The 17258-nt window shown below is 60.6% G+C and carries 13 protein-coding genes, 1 tRNA gene and 3 pseudogenes; 6 read left to right on the top strand and 11 right to left on the bottom strand.

Annotated features, from left to right (window positions below; genetic code table 11):
• Nucleotides 1–1521 carry a phosphomannomutase/phosphoglucomutase gene (locus tag CGZ66_RS27295; protein ID WP_095089958.1) on the bottom strand — a complete coding sequence of 507 codons (1521 nt, stop codon included), beginning with the start codon at nt 1519–1521 and terminating at the stop codon, nt 1–3.
• Between the two features lie 199 nt (nt 1522–1720).
• Between CGZ66_RS27295 and CGZ66_RS27290 the strand changes: the two genes are divergently transcribed.
• Nucleotides 1721–1797, top strand: a tRNA-Pro gene (locus tag CGZ66_RS27290).
• 365 nt (nt 1798–2162) lie between these two features.
• Nucleotides 2163–2911: pseudogene (locus CGZ66_RS27285) on the top strand (IS5 family transposase); the annotation flags it as partial.
• 56 nt (nt 2912–2967) lie between these two features.
• Here the strand turns inward: CGZ66_RS27285 and CGZ66_RS27280 are convergent.
• From CGZ66_RS27280 to ggt, 6 genes are all read right to left on the bottom strand, one after another.
• Nucleotides 2968–3399, bottom strand: coding sequence for a hypothetical protein (locus CGZ66_RS27280; protein WP_095089806.1), 432 nt, complete (start codon nt 3397–3399; stop codon nt 2968–2970).
• Between the two features lie 140 nt (nt 3400–3539).
• On the bottom strand, nt 3540–4655 hold the full coding sequence (locus tag CGZ66_RS27275) for a helix-turn-helix transcriptional regulator (RefSeq protein WP_095089804.1): 1116 nt from the start codon (nt 4653–4655) through the stop codon (nt 3540–3542).
• Between the two features lie 757 nt (nt 4656–5412).
• Complete coding sequence (locus tag CGZ66_RS27270) at nt 5413–6108, bottom strand: alpha/beta fold hydrolase (RefSeq protein ID WP_167392266.1); 696 nt, start codon at nt 6106–6108, stop codon at nt 5413–5415.
• 605 nt (nt 6109–6713) lie between these two features.
• Nucleotides 6714–7022, bottom strand: a complete 309-nt coding sequence (locus CGZ66_RS27265; protein WP_095089802.1) for an EthD family reductase — start codon at nt 7020–7022, stop codon at nt 6714–6716.
• Nucleotides 7023–7225: 203 nt separating this feature from the next.
• Entirely contained in the window at nt 7226–7609 is a 384-nt protein-coding gene (locus CGZ66_RS27260) for a hypothetical protein (protein ID WP_342586879.1), read from the bottom strand.
• Nucleotides 7610–8026: 417 nt separating this feature from the next.
• Nucleotides 8027–9616, bottom strand: coding sequence for a gamma-glutamyltransferase (ggt, locus tag CGZ66_RS27255; protein ID WP_095089800.1), 1590 nt, complete (start codon nt 9614–9616; stop codon nt 8027–8029).
• A gap of 321 nt (nt 9617–9937) precedes the next feature.
• Between ggt and CGZ66_RS27250 the strand changes: the two genes are divergently transcribed.
• From CGZ66_RS27250 to CGZ66_RS27240, 3 genes and pseudogenes are all read left to right on the top strand, one after another.
• Nucleotides 9938–10561 (top strand): GNAT family N-acetyltransferase, encoded by a 624-nt coding sequence (locus CGZ66_RS27250; protein ID WP_143748863.1) that lies wholly within the window; start codon nt 9938–9940, stop codon nt 10559–10561.
• A gap of 74 nt (nt 10562–10635) precedes the next feature.
• Entirely contained in the window at nt 10636–11070 is a 435-nt protein-coding gene (locus tag CGZ66_RS27245; RefSeq protein ID WP_245331237.1) for a J domain-containing protein, read from the top strand.
• An 85-nt stretch (nt 11071–11155) separates the two neighbouring features.
• Nucleotides 11156–11413 (top strand): annotated as a pseudogene (locus tag CGZ66_RS27240) (CbtA family protein); the annotation flags it as partial.
• A gap of 191 nt (nt 11414–11604) precedes the next feature.
• Here the strand turns inward: CGZ66_RS27240 and CGZ66_RS27235 are convergent.
• Nucleotides 11605–12432 (bottom strand): DUF4344 domain-containing metallopeptidase, encoded by an 828-nt coding sequence (locus tag CGZ66_RS27235; protein WP_095089794.1) that lies wholly within the window; start codon nt 12430–12432, stop codon nt 11605–11607.
• Between the two features lie 548 nt (nt 12433–12980).
• On the opposite strand from CGZ66_RS27235, the gene CGZ66_RS27230 reads away from it, so the two are divergent.
• Nucleotides 12981–14129, top strand: coding sequence for an IS30 family transposase (locus CGZ66_RS27230; protein WP_095081857.1), 1149 nt, complete (start codon nt 12981–12983; stop codon nt 14127–14129).
• 294 nt (nt 14130–14423) lie between these two features.
• Here the strand turns inward: CGZ66_RS27230 and CGZ66_RS27225 are convergent.
• The 3 genes and pseudogenes from CGZ66_RS27225 to CGZ66_RS27215 all read right to left on the bottom strand — a co-directional run.
• Nucleotides 14424–14963: pseudogene (locus CGZ66_RS27225) on the bottom strand (HlyD family secretion protein); the annotation flags it as partial.
• Between the two features lie 179 nt (nt 14964–15142).
• On the bottom strand, nt 15143–15496 hold the full coding sequence (locus CGZ66_RS27220; RefSeq protein ID WP_095089792.1) for a DUF305 domain-containing protein: 354 nt from the start codon (nt 15494–15496) through the stop codon (nt 15143–15145).
• A gap of 39 nt (nt 15497–15535) precedes the next feature.
• On the bottom strand, nt 15536–16573 hold the full coding sequence (locus CGZ66_RS27215) for an alpha/beta fold hydrolase (RefSeq protein WP_095089952.1): 1038 nt from the start codon (nt 16571–16573) through the stop codon (nt 15536–15538).
• Nucleotides 16574–17258: the final 685 nt, after the last annotated feature.

The following is a 17258-nucleotide window of genomic DNA, read 5'->3' as shown; positions in this document are numbered from 1 at the left end:
CTAGAAAGTCTGGTTGTAGGCGCCGACTTCGGGGCTGCGGCGCAGCACGGCGTCGACGGCGTCGAACATCTGCCGGCGACGCTGCGACGACACCGGGCTTTCGACGACGACGACAAGCTCCGGCTTGTTCGACGATGCCCGGACCAGGCCCCAGGTGCCGTCCTCGGCGACCACGCGCACGCCGTTGACGGTGATCAGATCGATTATCTTCTGGCCAGCGAAGCTGGCGCCATCGCGCTTCATCGCCTGAAAATCGGCAACCACCCGCTCGACCACGCCATACTTCACATCGTCGGCGCAGTGCGGCGACATGGTTGGGGTGCCGAAGGTCAGCGGCAGCGCCCGGTAGAGGTCGGCCATCGAACTGCCGGGGCTGCGATCCAGCATCTGACAGATGGCGATCGCGGTGACCAGCCCGTCGTCGTAGCCGCGCCCGATCGGCGGATTGAAGAAGAAATGGCCTGACTTTTCGAAGCCGGCGACGGCGCCGAGCTCGGCGACGCGGCGCTTGATGTAGGAGTGGCCGGTCTTCCAGTAGTCGGTGACGGCGCCGTTGGCGCGCAGCACCGCGTCGGTGTTGAACAGGCCGGTCGACTTGACGTCGACGACGAAGGTCGAGGCCGGGTGAAGCAGCGAAATATCGCGCGCGAGCATGACGCCGACCTTGTCGGCAAAAATCTCGTTGCCTTCATTGTCGACGACACCGCAACGGTCGCCATCGCCGTCGAAGCCGAGACCGACATCGGCGCCCGTCTCCAGCACCTTGTCCCTGATGGCATGCAGCATCTTCATGTCCTCGGGATTGGGATTGTAGCGCGGGAAGGTGTGGTCGAGTTCGACATCGAGCGGGATGACCTCGCAGCCGAGGCGTTGAAGCGCTGCCGGGGCAAAGGCGCCGGCGGTACCATTGCCGCAAGCGGCGACCACTTTCAGCTTTCGCGTGATGCGCTTGTCACGGACCAGATCATCGAGATAGGTCGCGCGGAAATCGCGGACGAAGTCATAGGAACCGCCGCTGGTAAGGTCGAAGTCGCCAGCCAGCACGATCGCCTTCAGGGCGCTCATCTCCTCCGGGCCGAAGGTCAGCGGCCGCGCCGCGCCCATCTTGACGCCGGTCCAGCCATTCTCGTTGTGCGAGGCGGTGACCATGGCGACGGACGGTGTGTCCAGCGCGAACTGGGCGAAATAGGCCATCGGCGACAGCGCCAGGCCGATATCCCTCACCTTTGCACCGGCGGCCATCAGGCCGGTGACCAGCGCCAGTTTGATCGACAGCGAATAGGAACGGAAATCGTGCCCGGTGACGATATCGGGGCCAGCACCGAGACGGCGGATCAGCGTGCCAAGCCCCATGCCGAGCGCCTGGACTCCGATCAGATTAAGCTCCGGCGGCTGCGCGGAGCCGGGATGACCGAACCACCAGCGCGCATCGTATTCGCGAAAACCCGACGCCTTGATCAGCGCCTCGGTTTCGAATTCGAAGCTGTTGGGGCGGGCTTCGCCAACGATTTTTGGGGGCAAGACAGCAAAGCTCCAGGCGGCAGAAATACGATCCATCTAGGCGGCGGTCTAGCACACAAGGCTTTATGCCCGGTTTATCCCGGGTGGAAATCCGGGCTTTCCGGGAATGCCCGACGAAAGACGACGAAATGCGACAGAACCACTGCCATTGCCGCTTGCAGGAACGAAGTGCGGCGGCTATAAGCCCGCGGTCTGGTCACGGAGTGTAGCGCAGCCTGGTAGCGCACCTCGTTCGGGACGAGGGGGTCGCAGGTTCAAATCCTGCCACTCCGACCAGAAAAAGCAGACACTTAGGTGTTTGTTTCTCCCGACACCCCACAGATTTCCCCACAGAAAAACGGAAAAAACCAGGCGCATGCTGCACCTCAGCAGCGTTTAGTCACCGGCGGTTGTCGGATGACGGCAATGGGGCCGGAAGCGGTCGGTCGGCTTCCGGGGCTTGGATTTTGAAAGCAGACCTTGAGCCCTCTGCCGGCCTTGACGTGATCTGACCCAACTCGGTCGTCGTCGCTGGCAAGATGGAATGTCTTGATTGCGCCGGCGAGCGGACTTCGGTCAGCTGGTCGTTGCTTGGTCCGGACCCATAAACGGATTCCGTTGACAGCGGTTCTGTGATTCACGGTCTCTAAGGGAGACCACAGATGAATCGGAATTATTTCTGGCTCACGGAGGAGCCGTTTTTGCGGCTGCAGGCGCTGCTGCCAACCGACGCGCGCGGCAAGCCAAGAGCCGATAACCGCCCGGTGATCAGCGGCATCGTCCATGTCCTCAGATCCGGTGGCCGCTGGGTCGATGCCCCTCACGTCTACGGGCCGAGAATGGCGCTCTACAATCGACTCGTCCGATGGGCTGCCAAAGGCGTTTGGGCCGACAACCTCCACAAGTTGGCCTCGGCTGGCGGTCCTCCGGCTGAGGTCCTGATCGACTCTTCGGCCGTGAAGGCTCATCGCTGCGCTTAAGGCCGCAAAGAGGCGCGAAATCAGGCGATCGGCCGGTCGCGCGGCGGGCGAACCACGAAGATCCACGCCCTGACCGACGGCTTGTGGCGCCCAATCGCTTTCCTTTTGACCGGTGGTCAGGCCGCCGATTGCGCTGCTGGCGAGCTGCTTTGGAGCAGTTGCCCAAGAGCCCGATCCTAAATGCCGACAAGGGCTATGACACCAATGCCATCCGCCACAAGGTCGAGGGCAAAGGGACAATGCCGAACATTCCGCCGAACCAACCGGCGCTGGAAGAACTGCTTCGCGCCGTTCCTCTGCCGCGATCGCAACGCCATCGAGCGCGTGTTCGGACGGCTCAAACACTTCCGCAGCATGGCCACCCGGTACGATCGATCAGCGACGAACTTTCTCGCGGCCATCTGCCTCGCGCCGCTGTCATCTACTGGTTACGTGTCAGAGCACGAATTCACGTCAAACAGCTAGACGAGCAGCATTTCCTTCGTTCTCACTTGGCGGCGCCAAGAAGGTAGCCTCCGTCCCAGTGCCAGATCTGCTTGTCGTCGACCGTGACCGTGACGATCGCCTGAAATCCGGCGAGCGTCCCGCTGCCGGCATGGAACGCACAGGTTCCGAGCGGCGGGCTGGCCGTGTCGTAGACAACACAGTACCCGACCGCCGAGTCTCCCTTTCCGACGGCAATGACCGCCGTGCTGCTGGTGAAAAGGGGACTGCCGGTCACCGGCCCATAGTAGAATATCTTAGTGCCCGCCGGGATCGCCGCGAGGTTCGATTCCGTAATGGTGCAGAAGCTCGGCGTATCGCCGGTGTACTGGCTGCATTCCTTAGAGATCTTGAGCGGTTGCGTAGCCGGCGCAGCGGACGCTACGGACGTTAGTGCCAGGATGGCACCAGCCGACAGGATCAACAGTCTGCTCATTTCCTCCTCCCTACGGTCAAATTGATGTCTGAGATTTCTACGCTATGAGTCCGGACCCTATCTATGGAGGGTGCTCGCAACTCTGTGTGCTTTTACACCGCATCGTTGAAGCTCGGTATCCCCCGAACAGGGGATGCCGCCTACGGAACCCGGGCGACTGTTGCGGCCGCCAGCAAAAGCGCCAGTGCGCTCTGGCGATTGACGCCGGTCTTGGCATAGATGTGCTTGAGATGTGTGCGCACGGTTTCCGGCGAAAGTGCCAACGCTCTGGCGGCGCGCCCGATGCTACCCGACCGCATGACCAGCCAGGCGACGCGCGCCTCCGTAGTGCTGAGCTTGTAGAGCGCCCGCAGGCGTTCGGTTGAAGCGGCAGCCTGGACTTCCGGGTCCGACAGGAGAACTGCAGCAGCGCCAGGCCGGCCTTGAGCGGCAAGCGACAGCGCGAGCGCGCCGGCAAGGGGTGAGACGAGCGCGGACACGGGAAGCCGCGGTGATGAACTGCTCAGCAAGAGCGAGCCGCCGGCACCTCCGGCGATGGCGGATCCGATGAGTCTTCGGAAGAAATCGCATTGTTCCCGTTGTCGAGGCCTGACCGTCCCGTCCGTCAGGACCAGTACATCTCCGGCCGCGGCGATCTCTTGTGCTGCCATATTCGCAAACAGCACACGCGCCTGGCTGTCGAGGATCACCACGCCCGCTGCCAGCTTGTCGAGCGTTTCCAGCGCCAGCTTTTCCTGTCTGCGGCTTCGTTCGAGGAGAAGCCGCAGTTGCATCGCCCGCCTCAGGTGGGGAAGCAGCTCTTGCGAGGCCTCGAGCTCGGTCGACGTGAATGGTCCGCGCCTTGTCGAGCGATTGATCGACATTGCGACGTGGAACGTCGGCATATCGTCCAGAGCGAACAGGGCCGAATGCCCGATGTCCCAAGGCTCCAGAATTTCACCGTAGAAGTCAGTGCGGCGCACCTGATCGAGCGAGACGAATGAGTCGCTGGCAGCTGGGATTCCCACGGGCAGAGTCACCATGTGCTGTCGCCAGACGTTGTTGAGATGGCGCGCGTTGAGCGTCGGCATCAGTGCAGGATCGAGGCCAGAGAGGACCGCAAAGGGTACCGGACCTGGGGTCTTCATCAAGATCCCCAGCATTCCGTTCTCGCCGCCCATGCGCTCACACATGCCGGACAGAACATCCGGCAGCGCATCAACGTCATCTACCGCGTCGTAGATCCGCCGAATAAGAGAGCTGGTGTCGCGTTGCATGTTCAGTGCCCCAATTAGCAGCCCCATTTTCGACCGGCAAACGCGGACTGGAACCTACGGCGAGTTTGTAACTGAGGCTGAGCAATTGGAGGATCATGCAACGTTGAATGCCCCCACAGCAACAGCTGCAGGTGGAGCCTTGCCGTCGTCTCGGCGATGCGCATAGGGCTGATCCCCACTGCCCACCGCAATGTTAGCACAGCTCAACCAATCTGTGCAGGCGCCTGAGCGGGCGGCGAAGCGGGTCGCCAAATGCCACGAGGGGGAGCCGCGCCATGAACCGCCGCGTGAAGCGCCAAGGCGAAGGTCGACTCAGCTCTGCGCCTAGGCCCCAACCAGTTGGAAATATCAAAACGGCTGAACTCGGCGTTCTTAGCAAGCCCTTAAGGCGTCCGCAAAGGAGGCGCAAAGCCGGATTTGCCTACTCCTCGGACGGTCCACCCGGCGGGTCAACTATGCTGACATTGTGGCTGATTAAACGGCGCGCCATGTTCGAGGCTTGCCGAGGTTCCTAGACGCTAGTCTGGGCATTGTAGGCGACGCCGGAAAAGTCCGCATTTGGCCGCTTTCAGGCTGTCCGCTTTTGGGGGCAGAAGTGAGAAAGTCGACGAAAAGGGGATCAAATTCGTGGCCGTCCGGCGCTTCGAGAAATGCAAGCAGCTTTCTCATCCTTAGCCGGGAAGTCTATTGGGGCTGGCGCGTCGGGATCGAGGACGCGCCAGCAGTGCTAGGAGAAGGACGAGGCCGGCTAATGCATTTATCCGGCCCGTTGCTGGACGGCGGCAGCCGCCTCCCGGATAACTTCGTACACGCGCTTGGGTTGCGACAGCATCGGAACATGGCTCGAAGCCAGCTCGGTGACTTTCGCGCCCATGCGCTGTGCGAGAAAGCGCTGTAGTTCGGGATGAACGGTTCGGTCTTCGGAACCGATGATGTAATATGTCGGTTTGGATTTCCATGCTGCACCGACGACGGGCTGACTGAATAGGTCCGCCAATGGCGCCATTTGAGTGGCCCAAACCAATTTTTGCTCTTCGTCAGAAAGGTCGCCGGCGAAGTCCGCGGTCCCCGCGGGACGCAAGAACAGTCTACCGTCAGCCCCCTCTATATGCTGGAACACCGGTGTCTGAGGAAATTTGGTTTGATCGGCCTGTGATGTATCGCCGTCCTCCGGTGCAAGCGCACAGATATAGACGAGCGCTTCAACGCGGTCGTCGGTCCCGGCTGCCGTAATGACCGTGCCACCGTACGAATGGCCAACCAATACGACTGGGCCGCTGGCGCGGCCCAGCGAAGTCCGAACTGCAGCCGCATCGTCAGCGACAGTGTTGAGATGATTTTGAGTCGCAATTACTTCAAAACCATCAGCAAGAAGCAGCTTGATGACTTTGCTGAAACAAGATCCGTCGGCCCAAAGGCCATGAGCGAACACAATGCTTGGCATGTCGGACATGCAACACCTCCGAAGGGGACCGTGGTTGTCTTAACTGGACGTCCGGACGTCCGGCGTACGATCAACGTGCGCGGGAGATTCCTGCCGGAGTCCCAGTCTGCTGCAATATGCTCCCGGCCATTTCCCGTATATTGCGATCTTGCGGAACGCTCTACAGTTCTTGCTTCGATCGCGGTAACGCTCTGGACCGGGACCATCGATATAGCAGCAGGTCATTTCCACGGGCAAGACTTGCCCGTCGGCTCAGTGCCCAAAACGCGACATTTCGAGCGTCATCTCTGTAAGGACAGCTTCTGGCGCAACCCCGACCTCCACTGTTGTTATCAGCAAAGTCTGCTTTCAGGAAACGGCAAAGCTGATCTCTATGACCGAGATGAAGGCGCAAAGCCGCCGGGCGTTTGGGTCCGGAAGTTGACGGTCTGCTTTTGGTGCTGACTGGTCCGAAAGCAGCCGTTACGCTGCCGATCTCAACCTCACCGTAGCCACCGCTCCAACCTGTCGAACGAGTGGAAGTCTGCGCAACTCTTGGTCCTGTCGTTCGGACGCATCTGCTTTCACGTCACTGCGATAACCGATAAACCTCTCGAAGGTGGGGTGGGCGAGGCTCAGACTTCCCTAGTCTCAAAGAGCAAAAGCTCCACTCCGCCGTCTGCGAAATTGCCAAGATCGGCCGCCGTGGCCTGCCCCTCGGGAGAGGCAAACGCGGCTTGAATGTCCGCAACGGAACCGAAGTGAAGGATAGCCACAAGATGATAGCCTGAGGGCCCTCCCGGCGAATGGACCCCGCCATCGCTGATCTCGTATTTCCTCAAGCCGGGAATCGTTTTGGCCAGCGGAATGTGGGTCGAAAAATAGTAACGGTCGAATGCGGTCAGGTCTTTCGGCGTCTTGTAGAGTGCGACAAGTCTGGCCATACGTCCCCCTTTTTGAAACGACACCCACCGCCGGCTATTTGCGCAAACAGTACCCTCCAGCGAAAGCGCTGGCAAATGGTGGCGACCCTCAATCTGAGAAGGTCAACCTGCAGATTGTATGAGCGAATATTTGGAAGAAGTGGCAAATCATATCGGTCAAGGCAGAATCGTTAAGTCCGACACCACCAGTCCATCACCGGCTCCTATTGGGCGCCGGGGGATGAAACACCACCATCTCGACGAAGCGGCTGAACAGGATTGACAGGCTCCGGTTTTACGTCGGTGCTCTTCGTCGAGCGCTTATAGAAAAGCCCTAATGTCAGCAGGAAATATCCAACCTGCAATACAATCAGCGTGAGGACAGCCCAAACGAGCGCCGACCAGATGGACCCGGTTTCCATGCCAGCCCAGATCGCCACGATGAATGACGTCCCGAACATGCCCACCAGAAATCGGGGAAAATACATTGTTGCAGCACCCAAAGTTTCGGCGATTTTGGGGGCTTTTGAATTAGCGGTTAAAGAGCCCACCGCTCCATTTGCGAAGCGGTGGGGGCCCCAAAGGTTACCCCCGACTGCCGGGGTCATCGACTCCGGCATTGCTGAGAGAGCAATTGCGGTGCCAGATTTATCGACCCATTACGGGACACCTATGCCGATGGCGCAAGACTGGATATCCGAATAATATTAACTGTGGCTAATGTATCACCCTTGGTAGGGGACAGAGTCGCGGCCACGCCAAGAAACATGGTTCCAGCACACAGCAGGCCGGCCGCTGGCACGCCACGTTGGATGGCGAACGTCATCACGAAAAGTGTTATCGGACAGTGAACAAGCTTGCCGTCACGCCGACCGCCTCGCCCTTGCGCTTATGGTGATGGCTGCCACGAAACGCCGGCCATACCATCCAGGCACCGTGCAGACCGCAGGCTTCGTGATCGAGAAGCTCAACACATCGCCACCGACAATCGCGCCGTACGTGCGGGGGCGCAGCAAAGTCCCGGTCTAGTAGCCGATCGCGCAGCCGTCCTTGCGCGGGTCAGAGCCGCCGATCAGGTTGCCCTTCTCCCAGTCGATAACGATGCCTTGCCCGCCGCCATGCGGCAGCGGACGAAGCACGACGTTGTGCCCGCGCGACTTTAGTCCGGCGACCGACTCTTCCGGCACGCCGCGCTCCACCTCGGTGTCCTCGTCCACGTAGAATACGCGCGGCGCGTCGATCGCCTGCTGAATGTCCATCTCGTAGTCGACCATGTTGGTGACGACGTGCGCGTGACCCATCGGCTGGAAGTCCGCGCCCATCACGCCGAACGACATCGTGCAGCGCCCATCGCGCATTGCGAGCGCCGGAATGATCGTGTGCATCGGCCGCTTGCCCGGCGCGATGGTGTTCGGATGGTGCGGCTCGACCACGAAGCCCGTTCCGCGATTGTGCAGCATCACGCCGCTCTTCTCGGTGCAGATGCCAGTGCCAAAGCTAGAGTAGAGCGAATTGATCAGCGACACCGCCATGCGGTCGCGGTCCACGACCGTGAGATAGATCGTATCGCTCGACGGCGCGGACGACGTCGGCAGCGGCACGCGCTTGCCGGGATCAAGCAACTTCGCAAGCTTCCTCGCAAAGCTCTTGTCAAGCAACCCCGCGACCGGCTCACGCATGTATGCAGGATCCGCGATGTGCATGTCGCGTACGCCGAATGCAAGCCGCGCGGCTTCGAGCGCGAGATGCAGCCGCTCCGCGCCCATCGGATCGAGACTCTTCAGATCGAACTGTTCGAGGATGTTCAGCAGCACCAGCGCGGTCAGCCCCTGCCCGTTCGGCGGCAGTTCGACGACATCGAGCCCGCGATAGTTCGTCGAGATCGGCTCAACGACGTCGCCCTTGTGGCGTGCGAGGTCTTCCTCCGTGAGCAGCCCGCCTGCGGCCTGAACGGTCGCGGCGATGTCGGCGGCGATCGCGCCCTCGTAGAACACCTTCGCGCCGCCCAACGCGATCGCCTTCAAGGTCGCGGAGAGCGCCGGCAGGCGCATCACATGTCCGACCTCGGGCGATTTCCCGTTGACCAGAAAATGCTTCACCGAGCCGGCATGCGGGGTGAGCTTGTCGACCATCATGGCCCAGTCGGCCGCGACGCGCGGTGCGATCGGGAAGCCATCTTCGGCGTGGCGGATGGCGTGCTGCAGCACCTTGTCGAGACCGAATCGGCCGTGCGCCTTGAGGATCGCCTCCCACGCATCGATCGCGCCAGGCACCGTAACGGCATGCGGCGATGTCGCCGGAATCTTGTGCGGCAGTCCTGCCGCGAGCATCCGCTCGGTCGTGGCAGCAGACGCCGCACGGCCCGAACCGTTGTAGCCCCATACCGGTGCATTCGGCTTCGCCACGAGGCAGAAGCAGTCCCCGCCGATGCCGGTCATCGCCGGCTCGACCACGCATAGTGTTGCGACACCCGCAACGGCAGCATCGGCGGCGGTGCCGCCAGCCTTGAGTACGTCGACCGCCGCGATGCTTGCGAGCGGATGGGAGGTCGCGGCCATTCCTTCGCGCGCGTAAACCGGCGAGCGGCCGGGTAAATGGAAATCGCGTGGTGTCATGTCGGGTTGGGTAGCGTAGCAGCGCGCCAACCCTAAACCGATCACGAGGGAAAGGCTACTCGACCTTTTGCGGCAGAATGATCCCAACGTGCTCGACGACGCTTGTCGGGCAACTCGTCACCCAATTGCCCAAAGGTCCGCCCATAGCGCAAACGCAATCTCCAGCCTGTCGCCGGCGATGTCTGCTTTCAGGAAGTGGCAACGCCAATCCCTACGGCCGACATGAGGCGCGATGCGGACGTTCGAGACAGCTGGACATGAGGCACTAGTTGCGTAGTGTCACATGCACTAGTGGACACTGGTCGGAGAGGAAATGCCGAAGTGCGCTCGCTTGATGTGGTGCGACTTCCAATTTCGCTGCTGGACCCCGCAGTGGATGTGTTGGTCAGGTCATTCGCCGCTGATCCGGGCCTTCTTTTCGTACTGCCCGACCGCGTGGCACGTGAGCAGCTCGCGCCGACAATGGCACGCGCCCTGTTGCAGTTCGTTGTGCGGACCGGGACTCCCTACTGTACTTGGGAGCCGGTGCGGGGCGTGGCACTTTGGTTTCCGCCCGGGCCGTCTCCGCCGTCCGAAGAGGACTTTTCGGCGACTGGGATGTCGGGCATCCCGGGTCAGATCGGCGCCGAGCCCTGGATGCGGTTCAAGCAGCTGGCCGAGTGCTTGGAGGCCTTCCACCCCCAATATGCACCGGAGCCTCATTGGTACCTTGCGATGCTTGGTGTTGACCCGGAGTGGCAGCGCCAAGGCATCGGCGAACTCTTGATGCAGCCAGTTTTCGATGCCGCCGACCGCGATGGGATCCCCTGCTACCTTGAAGCGCCGACACTAGAAAACGCGCTCTACTACCAACGCCGTGGCTTTCGGGTCGTTGGAGAGACGGATGTTCCAGGCAGCAGCGTGCACATCTGGATGATGCGTCGGGATCCGTCGAGACACACATAGACGCCGCATGTCGTGCAGGCTGCAGTTCCAACGTCTGGTCGGTCAATCATGGCTGGGCCGCCGACCTCCCTTCCTTGGGTTTCACCGGGGACGAATCCCGCTTCAGTGAAATCATAGATGCCCACAATACGCTCAAAGATCCGGTCAAGCGCGCGCAGTACGACATCGAGTATAAAGAGCATTTGAACATTCGCCGCGGGTTGAGCGAGGAAGCCAGCAACACCAAAGGCATAGAACGGGATGCCGTCATTCAGGCCAAAGTGCTCTCGTTGCTCTATGTCAAGCGCCGACAAGACGTCAACAATCCCGGCATTGGCGATACAGAACTCGAACGCATGGCCGACTGCCCGCGTGAACATCTGGAGTTTCATCTTTGGTATCTAAAAGCCAAAGGCTGGATAGGAAGGATAGAGAACGGGACGTTCGCGATCACCGTGGAAGGCATCGATCGCACCCATACCGAACATCGTCGTGAGCCTGCCACCAGACTTCTGGACTTCGCAGGCTGAAACCCTTGCAATGCCTCGCCAGTTCCGTTTTCCCGCCGGCCGGCCGCTGTCCTAGACCGCCAAAGCACTCCGCGCGGCCTGGCGCCTATGGAAGCAGCTCGGAGCGTGGAACGCCTCGATCATAGCCGGTATCGCTTTCCTGATCGTGTTTGCGCTGGTCAAGGTGGCGCTGCCCGACATCAACGAGGTGCTGGAGAAGTTCTCGGCCGTGCTGTTGTGGCAGTTCCGCGTCGCGTCGATGGGGATCCAGCTCATCCTGTGGACGGTGATCGGGCTCTTGTTCGGCGTCGTGGCTGAGCGGAAACTCGCGGCCGCCAGCCAAGCCCGCCTCGCGCGCGCTTGAAATCCCATGCGTGCCCTGGCGGCCATTTTCTTTTTGGCCGTTTAGCCCTGGCTTTTGCCTATCGCAACCGCCGAGGCGCATGGCGAGTTTAGCGATTCGCAACCGGCAAGTCGGGGCACACGGATCTTCGAATCGTGCGCGGCCGGCTTAGCTATGAGGAGTTCGGGCCGCACGACCGGCACGATACCCCACTATCCACTCGGCCGTAGCCAACTCTTGTCGAACACCTTTTTAGCGCGATGACGGTCGACATGCGGCTCGATCAGCTTCTTGTACGCATAACTGACCTGTTGGTATTCGTCTGCGCAATCCTCGGCTCGTTCCTTCGGCAAGTATCCCTTATCGACGATGTAGCCGAACTGCTCCTTGTCGGCACCATAGGCTAAGCACAACTCGTTGTAGAGGCGTTGCGCTGGCGTGCCATGTACGTCCGCAAATTTCGCCATTTGAGGTGGAGCTGTCGCGGCCTCCGCCTCGGTCTTATACGCGTAGGCGGTGCCCCCGACGATCCTGCGTGCCTCGTCCTTATGGAGTTCCAGCGTGATGTAGGCAGACACCTGATCGGCGGCGTCTTCCTCGCGTCCAAACACCGGCACCCGCAGCATCTCGAATAGGGCGTGGCCAAATTCATGGAAACAGGTATCCAACAAGGGACCCATGACGGCGTCGTCCGGCGTGACGCCGGCCAACGTGGTGTTTGCGGGCATGGTTTTCCGGAGTCCCTCAATGTACTCGTAGCAAATCGTTATCACGTTGTCTTCATACCAGGCATTGGCGTCACCGCCGCATCCCTCCACCTTTACCAGCAAAGGGCGCGGCAGTCGGAACGGACTGAGAAATTGCTGCAACCTCTCCAGAAACCTGACTTCCTTCAGTTGTTCGTAGATCGGCTGATGCGCTGAATTCTTGGGAAGCACATAGCTCACGGTCACCCGGTTGGCTTGAGCGGCAAGTGCTGTCGTCAAGGTGTCAGGCGCGACTACCACCCAGGTGATAAGCAACAGCAAGATCACTCTCATCACGTTCTCCTTTTTGCCATCGCGGCATTGTCGGACGTCTGCGCACTGGCAGCCCTGCCCCTTGTGTCCGGACAACCTCTGCCGTGCCTGCCTGATGCAGTCGCGGCCGACAAATGCTGTCGTTTTCTCACACCCACGCACAATCTGGTTACTGATCAGATGATGCGCTAATCATCGCGCTGATCCTGGACGAGGGAAAGTAGGTCACTGTTAAGAGCGGCCGAATGGGCAGAGATTTATTCTCGAATGTCAGCTTGCTGGCGTCAGCGGCGGCCTTCAACGTTGAGACTGGCATACGTTCAGAGCGCTACTCCGCCGCTTGGTACTCCCGACGAACGCAACGCAGCGAGCATTTGGCTGGAGGAAGTGCGTATGGCCGCTTCGCGGATAGTGAACTTCTGCACCTAGCGCTACCACGACCTCCAACACGGTCCGCCGCGATGTCTGCTTCCGGGCGGGGGCAAAGCTTGCCTCTACGGCCGACATGAGGCGGTGGGTTCAACCGATCGTGGCAACACCTTTAGTCTGAGAGGATGAGGAGGTGTCGCATGGTGACGTCACGGGTCTGGTTTACATCAGCGCAGAAGGTCGAGCTTTGGGAGCGATGGAAGCAAGGCCAAAGCATTTCGTCGATCTCGCGGGCATTGGACCGCAGGAACAAAACCGGCGTGCAGCGGATCGTATCCCTACATGGCGGCATTGCTCCGTCAGCAAGGCGTAGAGCGGCTTGGGCGCTTGGACTGGCGGAGCGAGAAGAGATCTCTCGGGGGATCGCGGCGGGTCTTGCGATACGCGCCATTGCCAGAAGTCTTGGGCGCGCGCCATCGACAATATGTCGGGAGATCACGCGCAATGGAGGTACGCGAACTTACCGTGCAACTCGGGCTGACAAGCAGGCTTGGGAGCGCGCGCTACGCCCGAAGCAGTGTCGCCTTGCATGCTCTGGACGGCTACGATGGCGGGTCGCGCAAAAGCTGGCGCTACAGTGGTCGCCGGAGCAAATAGCGGGCTGGTTGAGGCGAGAGTACCCGGGCGATCCAAGCATGCGGATATCTCATGAAGCAATCTATCGCAGTCTATTCATCCAGTCGCGAGGGGTACTCAAGAAGGAACTGACGGCACATCTGCGCACCAAACGGCAGATGCGCCTCGCCAAAGGTGCACAGCGCCGGACGGGGCAAGGGCAGATACTCGATATGGTCTCCATCCGCGAGCGTCCCGCTGAGGCTGAGGATCGAGCTATCCCAGGCCATTGGGAGGGTGATCTGCTCACCGGTGCGAACGACACGAACATCGCCACCCTCGTCGAACGACACAGCCGGTTCACGATGCTTGTGAAGTTGACGAGAAGGGACTCGGCCACCGTCGTGGCGGCCCTCGCCAAGCAGATCGGCACATTGCCCGAAGAGCTGCGGCGCTCGTTGACATGGGACCAGGGCAAGGAGATGGCTCGTCACAGGAGCTTCACCGTTGCAACCGATCTACAGGTCTACTTCTGCGATCCGCGCAGTCCCTGGCAGCGCGGCACCAACGAAAATACCAACGGTCTGCTCAGGCAGTACTTCCCGAGAGCAACCAACCTCTCCCGTGTCTCCCAAGCCCAACTCAACGCCGTCGCTCTGCGGCTCAATCAGCGCCCCCGAAAAATCCTGGACTTCGAAACGCCGGCCGATAGGCTACAGAAGGTGTTGCGGTGACCAGTTGAACTCACCGGCGCAAAGCTGCCGTTCGCCTCGTGGACGACGGACGTCGGGTTCGGGTCAACAGAGGCCTACCGCAAACTAAAGATCATTGGTCTTTGGGAAGGTAGGTTGCAGGTGTTGGCGGGCCCGGAGGACGTATTAATATCGTTGATTTTATTGACTTTTTCGTGAGCAACAATCAAAAGTCTTCCCGTATTGTACCGTATTGTCCCGTTGCGCTTCATCCCGGCCCTGCAAATACTCTGCCGGTTCCCGAAATCGCACATTAACAGGCGACCGTGATGATGATCAATCATGGCCAGGTGGCGCCTGTATGCTGGAAGCCAGGCCGGGATTGATCTGGTCCGGTTCGGGCGCCGCCTGTGCTTCCCACTCCGGAACCGATTGCGCCAGCTCATCGTCGGCCATCTCTGTTGGGATACAGTCCGGGCGGGCCGAGGGGCCGTCGAGCACGTTGGACAGGCTTTCACGTGCGCTCTTGAGCCAGGTGGAATGATTGGGAGCGGTATCCCGGATCGAGACGGTTGCCGTCATGCCGGAGACAAGCGGTACGCCGGGAGGCACTTCGTCTATCGCGATGCGAACGGGAACACGTTGGGCCAGCCGCACCCACGTATAGATCGGGTCCACATTCGGTAGTCCCTGGGCGCCGGCGGCCGCGTTGGAAACGCTGAGGCCGCGTGTGATCGTGCTGACGTGCCCAACGATCGGCGCAGAGTAACCCATCAGCTTCGCCTCGACCGGTGCGCCGGTGCAGACACGCGCCATCTTGGTCTCTTCAAAATATCCGTCGATCCAGAAACTGTCGGTATCGATGATCGAAACATTCGGATCGGTGACGGAAACGGTGTTCGAGAATTGCTCAGCGGCGTAGACGCGGTCGTGATGGCTCGCGGCGACGTCGCGCCCCCAAGGCGCCTGCCGCTGCTGCGCAAGTGCTGCTGTCGCTACGGAAGCTAAAATCAGCACTGCGAATGTTTTGTACACCTCAATGCTCATTCTGTCGCTCATGGTTGGGTGGGAACAGGTTCCGACGGAGGGAGTGGATCGCCAATGGCAAGTCGCATGGCGGCGATCTCCTGCTGCTGATCGACGATGATCTCCTGGGCGATGCGCTTGAGCTGCGGATTCGTGCCGTAGCGAAGCTCGGCGACGGCCATGTCAATCGCGCCCTGGTGGTGCGGGATCATCATCGTGGCGAAGTCGCGATCGACGTCGCCGGTGGCCCGGGCCTGCATCGCTTCCATCATGCGGTCCATCGCGGCATTCATTTCATCCGCAAACTTGCTCGTTGCCGCCGGCGCCGGCGTGGCCGCCGCGACGAGAATTGCAGCGCTCAACAAAATGGCAGTTCTGTGCATTGGCCACGCATCCTTTCTGACGGCGGCGATCGTCCGGACCTATCGGCTCGCGACGTCCATCACCGCCTGTGCGAAATCCCGCGGCGCTTCCTGTGGAAGATTGTGGCCGATTCCGCCCCGGATCGTCCGATGCTCGTACCGGCCGGTGAACCTCGCGCGATAGGCTTCGGGCGCCGGATGCGGCGCACCATTGGCGTCGCCTTCCATGGTTATCGTCGGAACGGTGATCGCCGGATTCGATGCCAGCTTACGCTCGACATCGGCGTAGTGTGCTTCGCCTTCCGCCAGGCCAAGCCGCCAGCGATAGTTATGAATCACGATCGCAACATGATCGGGATTGTCGAACGACGTCGCGGTTCGATCGAACGTCGCATCGTCAAAATGCCACTGCGGCGAGGCGAGCTTCCAGATCAGCTTGTTGAAGGCGTGGGTGTTTTTTTCGTAACCGAGCCGGCCTCGCTCGGTCGCGAAATAGAATTGATACCACCATTGATATTCGGCGTCGGGCGGCAGCGGCTGCTTGTTCGATTCCTGGCTGCTGATCAGATAGCCGCTGACCGCGACTAACCCGCGCACGCGTTCGGGCGAAAGCGCGGCGACGATGTCGGCCGTGCGCCCGCCGATGTCGAAGGCGCCCAGGATTGCGCGATCGATCTTCAGCGCATCCAGCAGATCGATTGCGTCCTGCGCCAGCGCAGCCGGCTCGCCGTTGCGCATCGTATCAGTCGACAGAAAACGCGTGTCGCCGAATCCGCGAAGGTAGGGCACAATGACGCGATATCCTTTCCCGGCAAGGATCGGCGCCACCTCGACGAAGCTATGGATGTCGTATGGCCAGCCGTGCAACAGGATCACGACAGGACCGTCCGGCGGCCCCGCTTCGGCATAACCGACGTTGAGCAGCCCGGCCTGCACCAGCTTGATAGGTGCAAAGGTCGCGGCCGATATCGGCTGAACCGGTTTTGGGGTTTGAGCAGCCTCTCCACTCGAGGTGCTCACCATACTGAGAGGCATAGCGGCAAAAGCTGCGGCGGCACCGCCGCAAAAGGTCCGGCGATGACAATCGATATCTTCCATCTGGATGTCTTCGCTCTGTTGTTCGCCACGCATAGCGATTTCCCTTTTCTCCCGAGTAGCGTGCTCGCGTCCCAAGCATGGGAGCGCGGAATGAGTGACGGGGCAGCTGGGAGTGAGCTAACCGTCCGTTCTCATGGACACCTAAAATGTCGTTCGCGATCGGCGACCGCTATCTTCCCTTAGTGCGCAAAATGTACGCACGCTCACTTCCCGAGCTGGTAAACTTCGGGCAAGAGTGGGCCTCAACCGAGGCACGCAAGCGGCTCAGCCCAGGTGGGTTGGTTGTGGGGCTGCCCGCCGGCGATGTTAGGATACCGTAGCAGATTGAGCGCGCCGTCGCATCAGCCGTGACACATCCACTGAACTCGCTCCCGAAGTTGATTGTCCGAACGGACTCGGTAGTAGGGGATCGGCTGGCGGCGGCTTGTCGTCAGTCGACTCATCCGCTTTGACGGGAGGAAAGCCGGAACCTCCGACCTGTGCCGATATCCCGGTCTCTTTCATAAGGGCGCGCAGTTCGGCTGGGGGTGTGAGGCAGAAAGTTCGAAAAGCTTCCAAGAACCCCAGTCGATCCCCAATTGTAGAACCGTAACTGGTCCCTTTGAGGCCGAACGCGGACGGACAGCTCCAGGTGACAAATGCGAGAAAGCGGACGTCGAGCCTGACCGGGAACCTCAGCCGGCTG

The sequence above is a fragment of the Mesorhizobium sophorae genome (assembly GCF_002270415.1).
In the GTDB taxonomy this organism is placed as follows: domain Bacteria; phylum Pseudomonadota; class Alphaproteobacteria; order Rhizobiales; family Rhizobiaceae; genus Mesorhizobium; species Mesorhizobium sophorae.
This window is presented reverse-complemented; position numbering and strand designations above follow the sequence as displayed.

Coding starts and splice junctions, on each gene's coding strand:
- CGZ66_RS27280 (WP_095089806.1), bottom strand. CDS start 3,399: ATGAGCAGACTGTTGATCCTGTCGGCTGGTGCCATCCTGGCACTAACG.
- CGZ66_RS27275 (WP_095089804.1), bottom strand. CDS start 4,655: ATGCAACGCGACACCAGCTCTCTTATTCGGCGGATCTACGACGCGGTA.
- CGZ66_RS27270 (WP_167392266.1), bottom strand. CDS start 6,108: ATGTCCGACATGCCAAGCATTGTGTTCGCTCATGGCCTTTGGGCCGAC.
- CGZ66_RS27265 (WP_095089802.1), bottom strand. CDS start 7,022: ATGGCCAGACTTGTCGCACTCTACAAGACGCCGAAAGACCTGACCGCA.
- CGZ66_RS27260 (WP_342586879.1), bottom strand. CDS start 7,609: ATGACCCCGGCAGTCGGGGGTAACCTTTGGGGCCCCCACCGCTTCGCA.
- ggt (WP_095089800.1), bottom strand. CDS start 9,616: ATGACACCACGCGATTTCCATTTACCCGGCCGCTCGCCGGTTTACGCG.
- CGZ66_RS27235 (WP_095089794.1), bottom strand. CDS start 12,432: ATGAGAGTGATCTTGCTGTTGCTTATCACCTGGGTGGTAGTCGCGCCT.
- CGZ66_RS27230 (WP_095081857.1), top strand. CDS start 12,981: ATGGTGACGTCACGGGTCTGGTTTACATCAGCGCAGAAGGTCGAGCTT.
- CGZ66_RS27220 (WP_095089792.1), bottom strand. CDS start 15,496: ATGCACAGAACTGCCATTTTGTTGAGCGCTGCAATTCTCGTCGCGGCG.
- CGZ66_RS27215 (WP_095089952.1), bottom strand. CDS start 16,573: ATGGAAGATATCGATTGTCATCGCCGGACCTTTTGCGGCGGTGCCGCC.